Source organism: Cryptosporangium arvum DSM 44712, from assembly GCF_000585375.1.
Taxonomy (GTDB): domain Bacteria; phylum Actinomycetota; class Actinomycetes; order Mycobacteriales; family Cryptosporangiaceae; genus Cryptosporangium; species Cryptosporangium arvum.
The window spans coordinates 5,789,864-5,807,958 of record NZ_KK073874.1 but is presented as its reverse complement, the minus strand read 5'-3'; the positions used below and the strand labels follow the sequence as shown (position 1 = coordinate 5,807,958).

Annotated in this window: 21 protein-coding genes; 11 read left to right on the top strand and 10 right to left on the bottom strand. The window is 71.7% G+C overall.

The features are described from left to right. Window positions 1-4: 4 nt before the first annotated feature. Genes CRYAR_RS43690 through CRYAR_RS26590 form a run of 4 tightly spaced genes read left to right on the top strand, consistent with a single transcriptional unit; the run spans window position 5 to window position 3,272 of the window. Window positions 5-1,354, top strand: coding sequence for a sensor histidine kinase (locus CRYAR_RS43690; protein ID WP_051570990.1), 1,350 nt, complete (start codon window positions 5-7; stop codon window positions 1,352-1,354). After that, the gene (locus CRYAR_RS26600) at window positions 1,351-1,977 is read left to right on the top strand and encodes a response regulator (RefSeq protein WP_035855995.1); all 627 of its coding nucleotides are present in this window, start codon (window positions 1,351-1,353) and stop codon (window positions 1,975-1,977) included. The genes CRYAR_RS43690 and CRYAR_RS26600 overlap by 4 nt, the downstream gene beginning before the upstream one ends. Before the next feature lie 54 nt (window positions 1,978-2,031). Then, window positions 2,032-2,430, top strand: a complete 399-nt coding sequence (locus CRYAR_RS26595) for a hypothetical protein (protein ID WP_051570989.1) — start codon at window positions 2,032-2,034, stop codon at window positions 2,428-2,430. 50 nt (window positions 2,431-2,480) lie between these two features. After that, window positions 2,481-3,272: an SAM-dependent methyltransferase gene (locus tag CRYAR_RS26590; protein WP_035855991.1), complete on the top strand. Its 792-nt coding sequence runs from the start codon at window positions 2,481-2,483 to the stop codon at window positions 3,270-3,272. Here CRYAR_RS26590 and CRYAR_RS26585 read toward each other — a convergent pair. The 6 genes from CRYAR_RS26585 to CRYAR_RS26560 form a co-directional block, all read right to left on the bottom strand. Beyond that, the gene (locus CRYAR_RS26585; protein ID WP_035855988.1) at window positions 3,245-3,673 is read right to left on the bottom strand and encodes a DUF6069 family protein; all 429 of its coding nucleotides are present in this window, start codon (window positions 3,671-3,673) and stop codon (window positions 3,245-3,247) included. The two genes, CRYAR_RS26590 and CRYAR_RS26585, sit on opposite strands and share 28 nt — an antisense overlap. Continuing rightward, window positions 3,670-4,122 (bottom strand): SRPBCC domain-containing protein, encoded by a 453-nt coding sequence (locus CRYAR_RS43685; protein ID WP_051570988.1) that lies wholly within the window; start codon window positions 4,120-4,122, stop codon window positions 3,670-3,672. Before CRYAR_RS43685 ends, CRYAR_RS26585 begins: the two co-directional genes overlap by 4 nt. Next, window positions 4,119-4,424 carry an ArsR/SmtB family transcription factor gene (locus tag CRYAR_RS26575; protein WP_035855985.1) on the bottom strand — a complete coding sequence of 102 codons (306 nt, stop codon included), beginning with the start codon at window positions 4,422-4,424 and terminating at the stop codon, window positions 4,119-4,121. The genes CRYAR_RS43685 and CRYAR_RS26575 overlap by 4 nt, the downstream gene beginning before the upstream one ends. Window positions 4,425-4,456: 32 nt before the next feature. After that, window positions 4,457-4,870: an SAM-dependent methyltransferase gene (locus tag CRYAR_RS26570; protein WP_035855983.1), complete on the bottom strand. Its 414-nt coding sequence runs from the start codon at window positions 4,868-4,870 to the stop codon at window positions 4,457-4,459. A gap of 5 nt (window positions 4,871-4,875) precedes the next feature. Beyond that, window positions 4,876-5,880 (bottom strand): thiamine pyrophosphate-dependent enzyme, encoded by a 1,005-nt coding sequence (locus CRYAR_RS26565; protein WP_035866527.1) that lies wholly within the window; start codon window positions 5,878-5,880, stop codon window positions 4,876-4,878. Between the two features lie 230 nt (window positions 5,881-6,110). After that, on the bottom strand, window positions 6,111-8,021 hold the full coding sequence (locus tag CRYAR_RS26560; RefSeq protein ID WP_035855973.1) for a 2-oxoacid:acceptor oxidoreductase subunit alpha: 1,911 nt from the start codon (window positions 8,019-8,021) through the stop codon (window positions 6,111-6,113). Window positions 8,022-8,255: 234 nt separating this feature from the next. Here CRYAR_RS26560 and CRYAR_RS26555 point away from each other — a divergent pair, with 234 nt between their 5' ends. Then, window positions 8,256-9,341, top strand: a complete 1,086-nt coding sequence (locus CRYAR_RS26555; RefSeq protein ID WP_051570987.1) for a YihY/virulence factor BrkB family protein — start codon at window positions 8,256-8,258, stop codon at window positions 9,339-9,341. Between the two features lie 27 nt (window positions 9,342-9,368). On the opposite strand, the gene CRYAR_RS26550 is transcribed toward CRYAR_RS26555, so the two are convergent. Then, a complete protein-coding gene (locus tag CRYAR_RS26550; protein ID WP_211247648.1) occupies window positions 9,369-10,274 on the bottom strand; it encodes a DMT family transporter in 906 nt (301 codons plus the stop codon). A gap of 88 nt (window positions 10,275-10,362) precedes the next feature. On the opposite strand from CRYAR_RS26550, the gene CRYAR_RS26545 reads away from it, so the two are divergent. After that, window positions 10,363-10,914: a TetR/AcrR family transcriptional regulator gene (locus CRYAR_RS26545; protein WP_035855970.1), complete on the top strand. Its 552-nt coding sequence runs from the start codon at window positions 10,363-10,365 to the stop codon at window positions 10,912-10,914. 37 nt (window positions 10,915-10,951) lie between these two features. On the opposite strand, the gene CRYAR_RS26540 is transcribed toward CRYAR_RS26545, so the two are convergent. Further along, window positions 10,952-11,401, bottom strand: a complete 450-nt coding sequence (locus CRYAR_RS26540; RefSeq protein WP_035855968.1) for a MarR family winged helix-turn-helix transcriptional regulator — start codon at window positions 11,399-11,401, stop codon at window positions 10,952-10,954. Between the two features lie 28 nt (window positions 11,402-11,429). Between CRYAR_RS26540 and CRYAR_RS26535 the strand changes: the two genes are divergently transcribed. From CRYAR_RS26535 to CRYAR_RS26525, 3 genes are read left to right on the top strand one after another with little or no spacing between them, the layout of a single operon-like run. After that, on the top strand, window positions 11,430-11,786 hold the full coding sequence (locus CRYAR_RS26535; RefSeq protein WP_035866522.1) for a nuclear transport factor 2 family protein: 357 nt from the start codon (window positions 11,430-11,432) through the stop codon (window positions 11,784-11,786). Further along, a complete protein-coding gene (locus CRYAR_RS26530; RefSeq protein ID WP_035855966.1) occupies window positions 11,786-12,502 on the top strand; it encodes an ABC transporter ATP-binding protein in 717 nt (238 codons plus the stop codon). The genes CRYAR_RS26535 and CRYAR_RS26530 overlap by 1 nt, the downstream gene beginning before the upstream one ends. Further along, on the top strand, window positions 12,502-13,806 hold the full coding sequence (locus CRYAR_RS26525) for an FtsX-like permease family protein (RefSeq protein WP_035855964.1): 1,305 nt from the start codon (window positions 12,502-12,504) through the stop codon (window positions 13,804-13,806). Before CRYAR_RS26530 ends, CRYAR_RS26525 begins: the two co-directional genes overlap by 1 nt. A gap of 5 nt (window positions 13,807-13,811) precedes the next feature. On the opposite strand, the gene CRYAR_RS26520 is transcribed toward CRYAR_RS26525, so the two are convergent. Then, window positions 13,812-14,834: an FAD-dependent monooxygenase gene (locus CRYAR_RS26520; protein WP_035855962.1), complete on the bottom strand. Its 1,023-nt coding sequence runs from the start codon at window positions 14,832-14,834 to the stop codon at window positions 13,812-13,814. 55 nt (window positions 14,835-14,889) lie between these two features. On the opposite strand from CRYAR_RS26520, the gene CRYAR_RS26515 reads away from it, so the two are divergent. Further along, a complete protein-coding gene (locus tag CRYAR_RS26515) occupies window positions 14,890-15,387 on the top strand; it encodes a TetR/AcrR family transcriptional regulator (RefSeq protein ID WP_035855960.1) in 498 nt (165 codons plus the stop codon). Next, window positions 15,384-15,746: a gamma-glutamylcyclotransferase family protein gene (locus CRYAR_RS26510; protein WP_035855958.1), complete on the top strand. Its 363-nt coding sequence runs from the start codon at window positions 15,384-15,386 to the stop codon at window positions 15,744-15,746. The genes CRYAR_RS26515 and CRYAR_RS26510 overlap by 4 nt, the downstream gene beginning before the upstream one ends. On the opposite strand, the gene rox is transcribed toward CRYAR_RS26510, so the two are convergent. Further along, entirely contained in the window at window positions 15,695-17,122 is a 1,428-nt protein-coding gene (gene rox, locus CRYAR_RS26505) for a rifampin monooxygenase (RefSeq protein WP_035855956.1), read from the bottom strand. The genes CRYAR_RS26510 and rox overlap by 52 nt on opposite strands. Window positions 17,123-18,095: the final 973 nt, after the last annotated feature.

The window sequence follows — 18,095 nt, the reverse complement described above, 5'->3', positions numbered from 1 at the left end:
CCCCGTGACCGACGACAACTGGGTGGTGCTCGCCGCCGCCGGGAACCCCGCCCGGGCCGATCGGGTGGTGTCCTGGCGCCGCATCATCGTCCAGTCGGTGCTCGCCGTCCTGGTGGTGTTCGGCGTGGCGGCCTCGGCCGGCACGATCGCCGCCCGCCAGGCGGCCGAGTCCGAGTCGGTGAACGACGCGCTCACCGTCACCGACCTGCTGGCCGGGGCGGTGGTCACCCCGGCGCTGGAGGACGCGTTGCTCTCCCCGGACCGGACCACGGCGGCCGCCGCCCGGGAACGGCTCGACGCGGTGATTCGGCCCGGGGTCCTGGTGGGCGCGATCGTGCGCACGAAGATCTGGACACCCGACGGCACGATCGTCTACTCCGACGAACCGCGCCTGATCGGGCGGACGTTCCCGCTCGGCGACGACGAGCGCGGTGTCCTGGAGACCCCGCGCACCCGGGCCGACGTCAGCGACCTCGACGAGCCGGAGAACCAGTACGAGCGCAGCGACAGCAAGCTGCTCGAGGTCTACCGCCCGGTCTGGACCCCGGGCGGCCGGACGCTGCTGTTCGAGACCTACTCACGCTACGACGCGGTGACCGACCGCAGCGGGCAGCTCTGGCGGGGCTTCGCCAGCATCACGGTCAGCAGCCTGCTGCTCATGCTCGTGCTCCAGGCGCCGGTGATCTGGGCCCTGGTCGGCCGGGTCCGCCGGGCCACCCTCCAGCGCGAACAGCTCCGTGAGCGGGCGATGGCCGCCTCCGACTCCGAACGCAAACGCATCGCCGCGACGCTGCACGACGGCGTCGTCCAGGACCTGACCGCGGGTGCGTTCGCGGTCGCGGCGGCGGCCGGCAAGGCCCGGGCGACGCCGGGCGCCGAGTCGCTCGCCGAGCGCCTGGACTCGGTGGCCGGCACGGTGCGCGCCGGGGTCGGCAGCATGCGATCCCTGCTGGTCGACATCTATCCGCCCTCGCTCGTCGACTCGGGGCTGGCCGCCGCTCTCGAAGACCTGGTCACCGGCCTGCGCGAGCGCGGAACCGAGGTGGAGATCACCGTCGAGCCCACGCGTGAGCTCACGCCCGACGTCGAATCGCTGCTGTTCCGGGTGGCGCAGGAGAGCCTGCGCAACGTGGCGAAACACGCGGACGCCGCGCACGTCGTGGTCGCGGTGACCGGAGCGGTCACGCTCGAGGTCGCCGACGACGGCGTCGGGTTCGACCCGGCCGCGGTCGGCCCCGAGGGGCACTTCGGGCTGCGTGTGATGGCCGACCTCGCGCGGGAGGCGGGCGCGACGCTCGCGGTCGCGTCCCGACCGGGCGGCGGCACCCGCTGGCGCTTGGAGAAGAAACCATGAGCATCCGGGTACTCCTGGTGGACGATCACGCGCTCGTCCGGGCCGGGCTCGCGTCTCTTCTCGAGGACGCCGATCAGATCGACGTCGTCGGCGAGGCGGAGGACGGCGCGCGGGCGATCGAACTCGCGGCCTCGCTGCGGCCCGACGTCGTGCTCATGGACCTGTCGATGCCGGTGATGGACGGGGTCGAGGCGACCAGGCGGCTGCTGGCGGAACAGCCGGGCAGCACGGTGCTGGTGCTGACGTCGTCGTCGGGACGCAGCTCGGTGCAGGACGCGCTCGCCGCCGGAGCCACCGGCTACCTGCTCAAGGACGCGGACCCGCGTGACCTGGTGGCCGGGATCCACGCGGCCGCGCGCGGCGACGCGCCGCTCGATCCGCGGGTGGCGCGGACGCTGCTCCCGGGCGCGGCACCCGACCCGGCCGCGCTGCTCAGCCCCCGGGAACGGGAGGTGCTGCTGCTGGTGGCGCGAGGGCTGGCGAACAAGCAGATCGGGCGGACGCTCGGCATCACCGAACGGACCGTGAAGGTGCACCTGGGCAACGCGTTCAAACGCATCGGGGTCTCCGACCGCACGTCGGCGGCGCTCTGGGTGCGTGATCACCTGCCGGCCGAGGATTAGCGGCGGCCCGGCCGGGGGGATCTAGGGTGAACCGACCGGTCGAAGGGGCGCGCGATGCTGGCGATGAACAAGTACCCGCAGGACTACGTGGACGCCTGCCGGCGTGAGCTCGGCGTGCAGGTGGACGCGTTCCGGGCGCTGGGATCGACCCCGGAGGTGCGTGAGTTCGAGCCGGTCTTCTTCAACAACCTCGTGCTGCGCCTCGAGCACCACTTCGTGCACCGCACGCGGACGCTGGAGAAGAAGGACGGCAACCCGCTCAACGAGGTGCGGGTGGTCGCGATGTCGCTGCTGAGCAACGGCGGTGTGATGGGCACGGACAAGGCGATCCGGCTCGACCCGGCGACGTCGGTGCTGAAACTGCGGGTGGGGGATCCGATCGGCCTGCGCGAGGCCGACTTTCTCGCGTTGTCCACCGCGTTCTTCGCCGACCTGGAAGCGAAGTTCGTGTGACCCGTGACAGCATCATGTCCTCACTGGATCGATGTTGACGAGGAGCTGTCGTGGTTGACTTGCGTACCGAGGTCCCGCATCCGGCGCGGGTGTACGACTACCTCCTCGGCGGCAAGGACAATTTCGCGGCCGACCGGGCCGCGGCCGAGCAGGGTCGCCGCTCCAACCCGGCCAGCGACGTCGCCCCCGGCGCGAACCGCGACTGGTTACGGCGCGTCGTCACGTTCCTGACGCGCGAGCAGGGCATCGGGCAGTTCCTCGACATCGGCACCGGGCTGCCGACGTCCCCGAACGTGCACGAGGTCGCCCAGGGCGTCGACCCGGGCGCGCGGATCGTGTACATCGACCACGACCCGATCGTCCTCGCGCACGCCCGGGCGCTGCTGACCAGCAACCCCGCAGGGTCGACCGACTATCTCGACGCGGACTTCCGCGACCCGTCGCGCATCCTCGCGGCCGCCAAGGAGACGCTGGACTTCGACCGTCCGGTGGCGCTGCTGCTGGTCGCGATCGCGCACTTCGTCGGCGACGCGGACGAGCCGCACCGCATCGTCGGCGAACTCGTCGACGCGCTCCCGTCCGGTTCGTTCCTCGCGCTCTCGCACCTGACCGGCGACTTCCTGCCGGAGCAGTGGAAGAAGGTCGAGGCGATCTACGCGGAGCGGGGCGTCACCATGCAGGTCCGGCCGAAGGCCGAGATCGAGCGGTTCTTCGACGGGCTCGACGTGATCGACCCGGGGCTCACGCTCGTGCACCGCTGGCGCCCGGACGAGCAGGACCGCTTCGCCGACCGCAGCGACGAACTGGTCTCGGTCTACGGCGCGGTGGCCCGCAAGCCCTGACCGGACAGACTCCGGGCCAGCACGGGAATCATCACGGCCGCCGGGACCAGATGTAACACGACGAGTGCGACGACCGTGGCGGCGGCCGCTCCGGACACCAGCGGCGGGATCAACGAGACCACGGTCAGCGCCACCGCCGTGCGGACGAACAGCACGGCGGGGCGGGCGCTCCAGCGGCGGAACGCGGCCGCGACGAGCACGCCGACGAGCGAGAAGAACCCCGCCACCACGACGAAGCCGGGCACCGGGATCGTCTGGCCGTCGACGACGTCGAAATCGACGCCGACGGCCTGAGCGAGCAGGGCCGCGAGCCCGGTCGCCGACGCCGCGACGGCACTGGCGACCAGCCCGGTGACGACGAACGAGGTCCGGCTCGCGGCCGGGGCGCCGGTCGTCGTCACGCCGTCGCCTCGAGCGTGGCCGCGATGCCCTCCAGGCACCACTGCCAGCCGGTACGCAGGTGCTCGAGCGCCTGCGGGCCGGAGAGGCCCTCGACGGTGAGCTCCAGGTGGGTGCCGCCGTCCACCGGTCGGAACCGCACCGTGCAGCGTGACCGCTCGGACGTGCCGTCGCCCTCGGTCAGCACGTCGAAGACGAGACGCTCCACGGGTTCGTACACCGCGAACGTCGCCGTCTCGCGGTACGAGTCGCCGTCCGGGCGCGGGCCGAACCGGAGCCGGTAGCCGCCGCCCTGGTGGGCGTCGACCTCGCAGCTCGACACGCGCCACTCCGGATCCGGCAGGACCCAGCGCTCCAGCTGGTCGGCGGTGGTCCAGGCGGCCCAGACCCGCTCGGGTGGCGCGGGGTAGGTGCGGTCGAGGTCGAACGACAGGAGCGGAGCGGTGGTCACGATTCCTCCAGGAGAGTGCCGAGAGCGTCCAGCCGGGTCGACCAGAGCGCCTGCTGCCGTGCGGTCCACTCGGCCACGGCGACGAGCGCGTCGTCACGCAACCGGCATTCGCGGACGCGGCCCCGTTTGACCGTCGTCACCAGACCGGCCTCTTCGAGCACGCGGACGTGCTTGAGGACGGCGGGCAGCGACATCGACGTCGGCGCCGCGAGATCGCCGGCCGTCGACGGCCCGCGAACGAGCCGTTCGACGATGGCCAGACGGGTCGGGTCGCCCAGAGCCGCGAACTGACGGTGAACCATATGGTTTACCTTCGCGCCAGGCGGCGTGCCTGTCAAGCCCGGGGGATCGGGTGGTGGTGACCGTCGACGTAGAGCCGGGCGTCCGGAGTGGTGCACTCGGCCAAGCGGCGGAGGACCTGCGCGCCGAGCTCCGGGAGGCGGCCGTCCAGAGCGCCGACCCGGACGGCGAAAACCAGGTCGAACGGGGGTTCACCGGGGTCGAGCACGAAGGCCTCGGCCGCGATCCGGCGGACGCGGAGGCGGCCGGCGGCGATCTCCTCGGCACCGGCCGATTCGGCCTGGCGGATCGCGGCCGCCGAGCGGTCGATGGCCACGATCCGGCCCGTGGTCAGCCGGGCCGCGACCGCACGCGCCGCCGCGCCCGGCCCGCAGCCGATCTCGAGGACGCGCGAGTCCGGGCGCAGCGGCAGGGCGTCGACGAGGGCGGCGAGCCGCGGGGACAGCATGGGGTCTAGCCAACCGTCCAGGTGTCGTTGCCGTGGAGCAACTGCTGGAGGTCGGCGCCGCCGCGGGCTCGGGCGGTGTCGAGCTGGGCCGCCATCTCCGTGTCGTAAGTGGGACGTTCGACCGAGCGGAAGATCCCGACCGGGGTGTAGCGCGGGATGCGGGAGAGCGCGAAGGCGTAGGCGGGGTTCTCGCCGTGGGCGTCGTGGACGACGAGGTCTTTCTCGTTGTCGTCGTTGACGTCGACGATTTCGAAGGTCCCGCGGAGGACGCCTTTCTCGTTGTCTTTGCCGAAGCGCAGCGGCTGGCCGTGTTCGAGGCGGATGGTCCAGTCGTCTTTGGTGGCGTTGTCTTTGAGGAGTTCGAAGGCGCCGTCGTTGAAGATGTTGCAGTTCTGGTAGATCTCGACCAGGGCGGAGCCTTCGTGCTGGGCGGCGGCGTGCAGCACGCTGGTGAGTTGTTTGCGGTCGGAGTCGATGGCCCGGCCGACGAATGATGCTTCGGCGCCGAGGGCCAGGGACACGGGGTTGAAGGGGTGGTCCAGGGATCCCATGGGGGTGGATTTGGTGATTTTGCCGACTTCGGAGGTGGGGGAGTACTGGCCTTTGGTCAGCCCGTAGATGCGGTTGTTGAACAGCAGGATTTTGAGGTTGACGTTGCGGCGCAGGGCGTGGATGAGGTGGTTGCCGCCGATGGAGAGGGCGTCGCCGTCGCCGGTGACGACCCAGACGGAGAGGTCGGGGCGGCTGGTGGACAGGCCGGTGGCGATGGCGGGGGCGCGTCCGTGGATGGAGTGCATCCCGTAGGTGTTCATGTAGTAGGGGAAGCGGCTGGAGCAGCCGATTCCGGAGACGAACACGATGTTTTCGCGTTTGAGTCCGAGTTGGGGCATGAAGGATTGGACGGCGGCGAGGATGGCGTAGTCGCCGCAGCCGGGGCACCAGCGGACTTCTTGGTCGGTTTTGAAGTCGCCGGCTTTCTGCGGGGTGTCGGTCTTGGGCACCAGCCGCATGCTCGGGAAGTCCAGCGCCACCGTGCCGGCCTTGGCGCGCCCGGCGCCACCGCCCGCGGCACCCCGCGCAGCGGGGCCACCCACGGCGGCGGGGCTCGAAGCAGCGGGGCTGCCGGCGGAGTCGGCGACGGGGCTGCGGCGGTCGGGGGACTGCAGCGCCTCGGGGGCACGGCCTTCGTCCACCTGCCGCTCGGAGGGAAGCTGCGGCTCGGAGGGAAGCTGCGGCTCGGTCATCGGGTGATCCCAATCTCATCGGCCGTGTCGGTGGTGCCGGCGGCCTGCGTGATGACGTTGGTGAGGACTTCTTCGAGTTCTTCGGCGCGGAAGGGTAGGCCGCGGACCTGGTTGTAGGAGACGACGTCGACCAGGTATTTCGCGCGGAGGAGCAGGGCGAGTTGGCCGAGGTTCATCTCGGGCACGACCACACGCTGGTAGCGGTGGAGGACCTCGCCGAGGTTGTCCGGGAACGGGTTGAGGTGCCGCAGGTGCGCCTGGGCGATTTTCATTCCGGCGCGGCGCACCCGGCGGGCGGCGGCGCCGATGGGGCCGTAGGTGGAGCCCCAGCCCAGCACCAGCACGTCGGCGTCGCCGGAGGGGTCGTCGACCTCCAACGCGGGGATGGACCGGGCGATGCCGTCGATTTTGGCTTGGCGGGTGCGCACCATCAGGTCGTGGTTGGCCGGGTCGTAGGAGATGTTGCCCGACCCGTCGGCTTTCTCGATGCCGCCGATGCGGTGTTCCAGGCCGGGAGTACCGGGGATGGCCCACGGCCGGGCCAGGGTGTCGGGGTCCCGCAGATACGGCCAGAACTCCTCCCCATGGTTTTTCTCCGACGCGAACTCGGTCCGCAGATCCGGCAGGGTGTCCACGGCCGGGACCTGCCACGGCTCGGAGCCGTTGGCCAGATACCCGTCGGAGAGCAGGAACACCGGGGTGCGGTAGGTGACCGCGATGCGCGCCGCTTCGATCGCGGCGTCGAAACAATCGTTCGGGGAGCGCGGCGCCACGATCGGTACCGGGGCTTCGCCGTTGCGCCCGAACATGGCCTGCAACAGATCCGACTGCTCGGTCTTGGTCGGCAACCCGGTCGACGGGCCACCGCGTTGAATGTCGACCACCACCAGCGGCAGTTCCAGCGACACCGCCAACCCGATGGTCTCGGACTTCAACGCGATCCCCGGCCCCGAGGAGGTCGTGATGCCCAGCGCGCCGCCGAAGGACGCGCCGAGGGCGGCGCCGATCGCGGCGATCTCGTCCTCGGCCTGGAACGCCCGCACCCCGAACCGTTTGTGCTTCGACAACTCGTGCAGCACGTCCGAGGCCGGCGTGATCGGATACGCGCCCAGGAACAACGGCAGACCGGCGCGCTGCCCGGCGGCCAGCAGCCCGTAGGCCAACGCCAGGTTCCCGGAAATGTTGCGGTAAGTACCCGAGGGCATCGGCGCCGGTTTCACCTCATAGGTGACCGAGAAATCCTCCGTGGTCTCCCCGTAGTTCCAGCCCGCCTTCAACGCCGCCACGTTCGCCGCCGCCACCTGCGGCTTGGTGGCGAACTTCTTCTCCAGGAACCCCACCGTCGCCTCGATCGGCCGCGAATACAACCACGACACCAACCCCAGCGCGAACATGTTCTTCGCCCGCCCGGCGTCTTTACGCGAGAGCCCGAGCCCGTCCACCGCCTGCAACGTCAACTCGGTCAACCCGAGCGAATGCACGTGATAGGCCTCCAGCGACCCGTCCTCCAACGGCGACGCCCCATACCCCACCTTCGCCAACGCCCGCTTGGTGAAGTCATGGGTGTCCACGATGACCGTCGCGCCCCGCGGCAGATCCCCCAGGTTCGCCTTCAACGCCGCCGGGTTCATCGCCACCAGCACATCCGGGCGATCCCCCGGCGTCATGATGTCGTGATCGGCGAAATGCACCTGAAACGACGAAACCCCCGGCAACGTGCCCTGCGGCGCCCGGATCTCCGCCGGGAAATTCGGCAACGTCGACAAATCATTCCCGAACGACGCGGTCTCCGACGTGAACCGATCACCGGTCAACTGCATCCCATCACCGGAATCACCGGCAAACCGGATCACCACACGGTCCAACCGCTGGACCTGCTTGCTCACTCGGCTGTCCTCCTCTGCCACACCGCGCGGGGCGGCGCCGAACCCCGGAGAGGCGTTCGTCAGCTCACCAGCCTCACCCCGGCCGCGTCGCCCCGGTAGGTGGCATCTGCTGTTGACCTCATAACCGCGGCTTATGACCCGCCGGAACCCGTCCGGGCGCGACCCCAATGGACGGTGACCGGCAAGTGGCACGTTCATCAGCTGGTTTGCCGGGTATCGCCGCCAGAGAAGCGTGCGACAGCTCGGAGGAAAACCATGTTCGGAAAGCGTCGGCAGGACAGCGCGGAGAGATCCGCGGAAAGATCCGACGACTACGACCTCGACGCGGCCGCAAGCACCCGCACCGGCGACGACGCGCCGAACGACCTGTCGACCGTGCCGCCCGACGCCGGCCCCGACAGCCCCATCGAGCTGAAGGGCAAGGGGCTGTTCGCGGCGCTCAAGCGCACGTTCACCCAGTTCTCGAGCGACAACCTGTCCGACTGGGCCGCCGCGCTGACCTACTACGGCGTCCTGTCGATCTTCCCGGGGGCGATCGTCATCGTCTCGCTGCTCGGCCTGCTGGGCAGCGACGGCAAGGAGACCGTGACGAACGCCGTCAACGAGCTCGCGCCGAACAAGCAGCTGCAGGAACTCGTCGACACCGTGCTGACCCAGGTGAACAGTTCCGGTGGGGCGGGGATCGCGGCGATCGTCGGTCTGGTGGCCGCGTTCTGGTCGGCGTCGGGGTACGTGGCGGCGTTCATGCGGGCCTCGAACGCGGTGTACGACGTCCCCGAGGGGCGTCCGATCTGGAAGACGCTGCCGATCCGAGTCGGGGTCACCGCGGTCGTCGGTCTGATGCTCGTCGTGTCCGCGGCGATCGTGATCTTCACCGGTGACCTCGCCCGCGTGGTGGGGGACGTGATCGGGCTCGGCGATGCCGCGGTCACCACCTGGAGCATCGTGAAGTGGCCGGTGCTCATCGTCCTGATCAGCCTGATGTTCGCGATCCTGTACTGGGCGTCGCCGAACGCGAAGACCGGTGGGTTCCGCTGGGTGAGCCCCGGCGGCATCTTCGCGGTGCTGCTCTGGATCGTCGCGTCGATCGCGTTCGCGCTCTACCTGGCCAACTTCGCCAGCTACAACAAGACGTACGGCACGCTGGCCGGCGTCATCGCGTTCCTGGTCTGGATGTGGATCAGCAACATCGCGATCCTGCTCGGCGCCGAGCTCGACGCCGAACTGGAGCGCGGCCGGGCGATCGCCGCGGGCCACGACCCGACGGACGAGCCGTTCCTCGAGCTCCGTGACGACCGCAAGATCAAGAAGGGCAGCGATCGCGGCCTGAGTACGAACTAGCCGGGGGCCACGGCACCGGGGCCGTGGCTATCCCAGCTGCACCAGGAGACAGCCGAGGAGCAGCAGGGCCAGGCCGCCGGAGCGGGCGGCGGTCAGCGGGCGGCGGGCCAGGCGGAACCCGCCGACGTGGTCGATGAGGGCCGAGGCCAGCTGCTGGCCGGTGACGGTCAGCGCGATCGTCGTGGCCGCGCCGAGCGTCGGGAGCAGCAGGAACGTGCCGGTGACGTAGGTCGCGGCGCAGAGGCACCCGAGCCAGCCCCACCAGGGGACCACACCGAGGTCCGGCCGGAACCGGGTGCGGGTCGCGACCACGACGACCAGGATCGCGATCGTCGCGATGACGAAGCTGACCAGCGCGACGGCGAGCGGCTCGTGCAGATCGGCACGCAGCCGCGCGTTGACCGCACCCTGGATCGGCAGCACCGCGCCGGCGACCAGCCCCAGCCCCAGCCATCCGATCCGCCCCGCCGCCGGGCCCGGCACAGGCCCGGCGGACGCCGGCGCGGGACGCTGGGCGCGGACGATCGCGGTGATGCCGGCGAGCACGGCGACCGAACCCACCGCCACCGCCCCCGTGAGCGGACGCCGGGACACGCCGAGCAGCCCGGCCAGATCCAGCGCCAGCGACGCGAACATCTGCCCGGTGACGAACAGCGCCACCGATGTCAGCGCGCCGAGTCGGGGGAACAGCAGGATCCCGCTGGTGATGTAGAGCGGGCTGGCCAGGCCTCCGAGCAGATGCCACCAGGTCACCGGACCCGCTGCCGGGAGCGAACCGGTCGCGACGGCGGCGACGAGCAGCACGAGCGTCGCCAGGCCGAGCTGTACGGCCGCCGCGCCGTATGGCGTCCCGAGGCCCCGGGTGAGTTGCAGGTTCGCGGATGCCTGCACGGCCAGCAGACAGCCGATGAACAGCGCTGATGCCAGTTCCACGTCGAACTCCCGATGCTCTGAGCGGATGCGTGTCTCCGATTAAGTGAGACGCCCGTCCACTTATTCCCCGGGTCGTTACAGTGGCGGCATGGAGCGTGCTGACGCGGCCCGCAACCGGGCCCGCGTTCTCGACGCGGCCCGGCGCCTGTTCCGCGAGAAGGACCCGCGTGCGGTCACGATGGAAGATCTCGCCCGTGCCGCCGGCATCGGCCGGGCCACGCTCTACCGCCGCTACCGTGACCCCGCCGAGGTGGCCCTCGCCCTCCTCGACGAGCACGAACGCGAGCTCCAGGAGCGGCTCATCCGGGGGGAGCCGCCGCTGGGGCCGGGCGCGTCACCGGCCGAGCGGCTGGCCGCCTTCTACGCCGCCATGGTCGAGCTGCTCGACGAGCACCTGCCGCTCGCGCTCGGCGGCGAGACCGGGGCCGCGCGGTTCCGCACCGGCGCCTACGGGTTCTGGAGCGCGCACGTGCGCTCGCTGCTCGTCGCGGCGGGCACGCCCGGGCCGGACGCGCTCGTCGACGTCCTGCTGGCGCCGCTGGCTCCCGAGCTCTACCAGCACCAGCGGGATCGCGGCGAGGACCGGGCCGCGATCACCGCGGCGCTGGACCGGTTGGCCCGGGCGATGCTCGGCCCTTGACTTGCATGACGCGTCATGTAAGTTCGCGGACGTGGCTTCAGTTCTCCAGGTGCCTGCGCACGGTCTCCATCGCGTCGGCGAGCGCCTCCAGCTGACGGTCGTCCAGCACGTCGGCGAAGAGGGTCCGGACGGCCCGCGAGTGCGCCGCCGCGGCCGCCAGGAAAACGGTGCGTCCCTCGGCGGTCAGATGCACCTCTGAACCGCGGCTGTCGGCGCGGTGGGTCTGCCGGCGGATCAGGCCGCGACGCTCCATCCGCGCCAGCTGATGCGAGAGCCGGCTCTGCTCCCAGCCGATCAGCCCGGCGAGCTCCACCGACCGCACCGGCTCGTCGCCGCGCTCGTGCAGTGTCACCAGGATCGGGTAGTCGCTGCCCGACAGCCCGGAATCCTCCATCAGCAGCCGGTCGGAGCGGTACCGCAGCAGCGCGGTGGTCTCGATCAGACCGCGCCAGGCCCGCAGCTCCAGCGGATTGAGACGTCCCTCCACTTCTTGAAACTAGCGAAAGGTGCCCGCCGTGGCGACGATCGAGGAACTCATGAGCGCCAACCTCCTGGAGGTCTTCAACGAGCGCGACGGCGAGCGCCGCCGGGCGGCGATCCGCCGGACCTACGCGCCCGACGTCCAGTTCTCCGATCCGGACGAGATCGTCGTCGGCCACGACGCCCTCGACGCCAAGGCGCAGAACATTCTCGATCGCGCGCCCGGCTTCGTCTTCACCCCGGCCGGCGCGGTCTACGTCAACCACGACCTGGGCTACCTGACCTGGAACTTCGGTCCGGCGGGGCAGCCGCCGGTCGTGCGCGGGGTCGACATCGCGCTGGTGCGCGACGGCCTGATCCGATCCGTCTACACGCTGCTGCTGACCGACTGATGAGCGTTCTCGAGGCGCGCGAGGTCACCAAGAGCTTCGGCGCCGCCGAGCCCGTCCTGCGGGGGATCTCGCTGCACGTCGAACCCGGCGAACTCGTCGCGATCGTCGGGCCGAGCGGCTCGGGCAAGTCGACGCTGCTGTACTGCCTCGCCGGCCTCGAGGCGGTCACGTCGGGGGACGTCTCGATCCTCGGCACCCCGCTGGCCGGGCTGAGCCGGCGCGCGCTCGCCGCGTTCCGGCGCGACCACGTGGGGTTCGTGTTCCAGTCCTACAACCTGATCACCTCGCTCACGGTCCGGGACAACGTCGCGCTGCCGGCACGGCTGGCCCGGCGCCCGATCAGCTCCGACGACATCGCCGCGGCGATCGAGCGGGTCGGGTTGAGCGACCGGGTCCGGTACAAGCCCGCGCAGCTCTCCGGGGGTCAGCAGCAGCGGGTGGCCATCGCGCGGGTGCTCGCGATGCGGCCCGACCTGGTGTTCGCCGACGAACCGACCGGCGCGCTCGACACCGCGAAGGGCGACGCGGTGCTCCGGCTGCTCCGCGAGGCGGCGACCGGCGACCGCGCGGTCGTCATGGTGACGCACGACCTGGAGGCCGCCGCCCGCGGCGACCGCGTCCTCGTCCTGCGCGACGGCCGCCTGCACGCGGAGCTCCACCACCCCGGGCCGGCCGAGGTGCTCGCCGCGGTCGGCGCGGCGAGCGAAGCCGTCTGATGCTGCGGCTCGTGGTGAACGAGCTCCGGGCGAAAGCGCGGATCTGGCTCGGGGTGACGGTGGTCGCGGCGGCCACGGCGGCGGTGCTCGACGTCGCGGCGACCGCGCTCGAGACCGCCGCGCGCGCCGGGGGGAACGCCGGCCTCGCGCTGTACGCGATCGGCGGCCTGATGGTCGTCACGACGACGGTCGCGGCGGTCGTGGTGCTGAGCTCGGCGGCCGGCCTGACCGTCGTGCTCCAGCAGCGCGATTACGCACTGTGGCAGCTGACCGGCATCGGACCGTCCACCGTGCGGCTCGTGGTGTCCACGCAGCTGGTCGTGGTGGCCCTGATCGGGGCGGTGGCCGGCACGCTCGTCGCGCTCCCGGTGGTCCGACCGCTGTTCGCACGCGTCGTGGCCGACAGCGAGGGGCTCGGTTCCGTCGACGTCGTGTTCGGCCCGCGCGGTTACGTCAGCGTGGTGGTGTTCGTGGCGGTCGTGGTGCTGTTCGCCGGGGGCGGCAGCGCGCGGCGCGCCGCCCGGGTCAATGGGCTGGCCGTGCTGCGTGACCCCGACCCGCCGACGACCAGGATGGGCGTCGTGCGCTGGGTCGCGGCCGCGCTCCTGGCCGCGCTGGCCGGAACGATCGTCCGGAGCCTGCCCGGCCGCCCGGCCGAGAACCTCGAGCCGCCGCTGCTGCTCACCGGCCTGCTGGTCGCGAGCCTGTCGGCGTGCCTCGGGCCGGTGCTCTACCCGGCCGTGATGCGGGCCTGGACGAGCGTCGTCCCCGCGACCGCCTCGTCGTCCTGGTTCCTGGCCCGGGCCGGTGCGCTGCACCGCGTCGGGCGCAGCTCGGCGACGATGAGTCCGCTGGTCGTGGCGGTCGCGCTGCCCGGCAGCCTGTACGCGGCGAACGGGGTCGCGCGGTCGGGGTCGGTGGGGATCGCCGCGGTGGTGCTGCTGATCGGCGGGCCGCTGGTGTTGTCGGTGCTGGGCGCCGCGGTGACCGTCGTCATGGCGTCGGGTGCGCGGGACCGGGAGGCCGCGCTGGTGCAGGCGAGCGGCGGGACGGCCGGGGTCGTGGTCGGGGCCGCCGCCTGGGAGGCCGTCCTCTACGTGGTCACGGCCGCGCTGGTCGGGGCGGTGGCGGTCGGGGTCGTGACCGTCGCCGGGGTGTGGGCGGCCGGTGCGGCGCCCGCCGCCGGGTTCGGAGCGGTCGCGGTGACCGCGGCCGGGGAGCTGGCGCTGATGCTCGTCGCGACGCTGCTGCCGGCCTGGTGGAGCAGCCGCCGGCCGATCGCCGGGCTGCTCGCCGCGGAGTGACGGTCTCATCCGGCGCCGAACAACGCGGCGGCCTCGCGGCCGGCGGCTTGATTGGCGTCGACGTAGGGGCGTAGTTCCTGTTCGTACGCGCGGAAGGCGGCTTCGGGATCGCCGGACGCCGCCAGGTGCTTCGCGAGGGTGCGCGCCCCGATCAGGGCCTGCGAGGTGCCCATCCCGCTGGTGGGTGCGGCGCAGTACCCCGCGTCGCCGACCAGGGCGACCCGGCCGCGGTGCCAGCGGTCGAGCTCGACCTGGCCGCTCGAGGCGAAGTAGAAGTCCGGCGCGGCGCTCATCGCGTCGAGCAGGCGGGGAACGACCCAGCCGTGCCCGGCGAACACGGTGCGCACGGCGTGTTCCTGCTCGGCGCGGGGCCGCCGGTCCAGGGCGGGCGAGTTGGTCGCGAACGACAGGCTGACCGTGAGCCGGTCGCCGGCGCCGAACAGGTAGACCGCGGTGCCCTCGCCGGGCTGCAGCACGCCGGTGCGGTCGAGGCCGAGGAAGTCGTCGGTGCTGAACCCGGCGCCGGACAGGCCGAGGTGACGCAGGCCGGAGCCGAAGACGAGCTCCCGGACCTTCGAGTGGACGCCGTCCGCACCGATCACGAGGTCGAACCCGCGGGGCCGGGCCCGTTCGAAGTGGACGGTGCCGGACGTCAGCCCGACGATCGAGTCGTCGAAGAGGTACTCGATCCCGTCCGCCGTGGCCCGGTGCAGGATGCGGGTCAGCTCGCGCTTGGGGACCTCCAGGTCGCCGCCGAGCGCCTCGGCGCCCCAGCGCGCGGTCTCGGCGCCGGACGCGTCGACGAGCACGGTGCCCCGCGCGCCGGTGGCGTGCGCACGGACCTCGTCGAGGACGCCCAGCTCGACCAGGACGTCGAGCGCCGCCCCGCGGAAGTCGACCGCGTATCCGCTGTCGCGTAACGCCGGGGCGCGCTCGACGACGGTCACCTCGTGACCGGCCCGGCGCAGGTACCAGGCGAGGGTGGGGCCGGCCACGCTCGCCCCCGAGATCAACACCGAATTCGTCATGGACCGGAGTTTATCCATATGGTCAATCCATTTGGATAAACCATATGGTCAGGTCATGGGAAACCGTGAGGACCTGCTCCGGGGCGCGAAACGCTGCCTGATCGAGCGCGGCTGGGCGCACACCACCGTCCGGGACATCGCTCAGGCCGCGGACGTCAACCACGCCGCGATCGGCTACCACTTCGGAAGCAAGGACGCGCTGCTCACCCAGGCGCTGGTCGAGGCGATGGAGGAGCTGTCGGCCGAGCTCGCGCGGCGCGGCGCGGCCGAGTCGCCGGCCGAGCGCTGGCAGGCCCTGATCGACACGTTCACCACCCACCGGCAGCTGTGGGTGGCCCAGCTCGAAGCCGCGGTGCAGGCCCAGCGCTCACCCGAGGTGCGTGAACACCTCGCGGCCGGCCAGCGGGAGGGCCGGGACGGCCTCGGCGGTTCGGTGCCGCTCGCGCTGCTGACCGGCCTCATGCTCCAGTGGCTGGTCGACCCGGCGAACGCCCCGAGCGCCGCCGAGGCCCTCGCCGAACTCACGACGTTCGCCGCCACAATCGAGGGATGACACACGCGCTGTTCGTCTACGGAACCCTGGCGCCGGGGGAGCCCAACGCACACGTGCTGGCGGACGTGCCGGGCACCTGGGAACCCGCCTCGGTGACCGGGCACCTGCGACCCGACGGCTGGGGAGCCGCACTGGGCTTCCCCGGCATCGTCCTCGACGCGAACGGGCCCGAGGTCCCCGGTCTGCTGTTCCGCTCGCCGGTGCTCGGGGACCTCTGGGACCGTCTGGACGCGTTCGAAGGCGACGGGTACGACCGCGTGCTGACGACCGCGCGCCGCCCCGACGGGCAGGTCGAGGACACCTACATCTACACGCTGGCCCCGAACCAGCGGGACAGGTGCGATTCCAGCGCCGGCTGATCGTCGCCGAGCCAGACGACGTGCCCGTCCGGACGCAGGAGCACGGCCGGTGCCTCGAGCTCCTCGCTGACGTCGGCGACGAGATCGACCCGGTCCGCCCAGCCGGCGACCGAGAGCCGCCCGGTCTGGTCGACCAGCACCCCGCGCCCCCCGTGCAGCAGCGAATACAACCGACCACGCTTCAGCTCGACGTCACGCAAGCGCCGTCCGAGCAACGGCGGACCGTCGCCGACGTCGTAGCGGATGCCGATGCCGATGCCCTTCTCGACCAGGAACCGGTTGACCTCCTCGAACTCCATCAGCTGCGCGAACACCGTGCGCACGGCCTGCGCGCCCGGATCGGTCGAGAGCAGCTGCATCTGCGCGCGGGTCACGGTCAGGACGTCGGCGGCGACCGGGCGCCGCTCGCTCTCGTACGTGTCGAGCAGTCCCGGCGGCGCCCAACCGGCGATCGTCGCCGCGAGCTTCCAGCCCAGGTTGAACGCGTCCTGCACCCCGAGGTTCAGCCCCTGGCCACCGACCGGGGGGTGCACGTGCGCCGCGTCGCCGGCCAGCAGCACCCGGCCGACCCGGTACCGGTCGGCGAGCCGGGTGGCGTCACCGAAACGGGACATCCACCGCGGGGAGTGCACCCCGTAATCGGTGCCGGCGACCTTCCGCAGCTGCCGCCGGAACTCGTCGAGCGTCGGCGGCACCGTGCGGTCCTCGGCCACCCCCTCGGCCGGGACGAGCACCCGGTACGCACCGTCGCCGATCGGGCCGAGACCGAAGAGCTTCTCGGTCTTGCGGAGCTCGATCACCGTGGCGGTGATCTCCGCCGGGTCCGCGGTCACCTCCATCTCACCGAGCAGGGCCTCCACCCGGGCCGGTTCGCCGGGGAACGGCACGCCGAGCAGCTTGCGGACGGTGCTGCGCCCGCCGTCACACCCGACCAGGTAGCGGGCCCGCAGTTCGGTGCCGTCGGTGAGCGTCGCCGTGACGTGCTCGTCGTCCTGGGTCAGCGCGACGAGCCCGGTGCCGCGCCGGATCTCCGCACCCAGCTCCGCGGCACGCTCGGCGAGCAGCCGGTCGGTGACCGGCTGGGGGAGACCGAGCGTGTAGCCGTGGGCGGTGTCCAGGTGGTCGGGCCAGGGCTTCTCGATGCCGGCGAACGAACCGCCCATCTTCGGATACGTGGTGCCGGCGGCGAGGAAACGATCGAGCAGCCCGCGCTGATCCATCACCTCGACGCTGCGGACGTGCAGCCCCAGCGAGCGCACGACCTTGCTGGGTTTCAGTTCTTTCTCGAGCACGACGGTGTGGACGCCGTGCAGACGTAGTTCACTCGCCAGCATCATGCCGGTAGGTCCACCGCCGGCGATGATGACGTCGATCATGAGGGTCCCCGTTCGAGCTGGTTGATCGCTTACGGCGTGCGATTCTGCGCGCTCACCCGGGGGTTGTGGCAAGCCTCCCCTTGGGTTATATGTTGAAGTGGGGAGTAGTGCGGCTGGCTCTGCGGGGTGCCGGGGGCGATTTCGTGGCCGACGGCGAGGTGGCCGCGGCGGGTGGATCGTGATCGTGTCGAGGGCGATTTGGGTGCCGGAGCGGCTGTGTGGGGCGGTCGGGGTGCTCGCGGTCGGGGTGCTCGCGGTCGGGGTGCTCGCGGTCGGGGTGCTCGCGGTCGGGGTGCTCGGCGGTCTGGGTGCTCGGCGGTCTGGGCCGGGGTGCCGGGCCTGCACTGTGCCGGGGCGGCCGGGGTGCCGGGCCCGCCTTGTGCCGGGGTGCCTGGGGCGTGATCGGCGCGGCAATGGCCGGTCGGGTGGCCATGGACCGAGCGTGTTCCGACGAGCGGTGCGGCCTTGCGGCGGGTTGTTCTCGGTGGGTGTGTTCGCGCGATGGCCCGGCAGGTGTGGCGGCTCTGTTCGGCGCTCGACGGTCCGAAGTCTCGCTCCGTCGAAATAACAAGCCCAGACGGATGGCCCGTCGACCTCACTGCGGTTCCGCGCCGGGGGTGGGGCGGAAGCCGCTCTCGAAGCAAGGCCAGCTGCGCCGAGCGATGGCTCGATTCGGCGGAGCGGGGGTGACGCTGTCGACCGTGTATCGCGCGAGGTGCCCCGCTGCCGCATCGCGAGTGGTTCCACGTTCCGGCGCGACCGCCGCGCTCGCCGGACTGCGCTCGCCGGACCGCGCTCTCCGGACCGCGCTCTCCGGGCCGCGCTCTCCGGGCCGCGCCAGCAGTCAGCCCCGAACCAGGCCGCGCCCGCCAGACCGCGCCACCAGGCTGTGCCCGCCACCAGGCCGCGCCGCCTCGCTAAGTGGCAGCGCGCGCCATGAGGCCGCGCCTGCACCGCCCTGCACCGCCCTGCA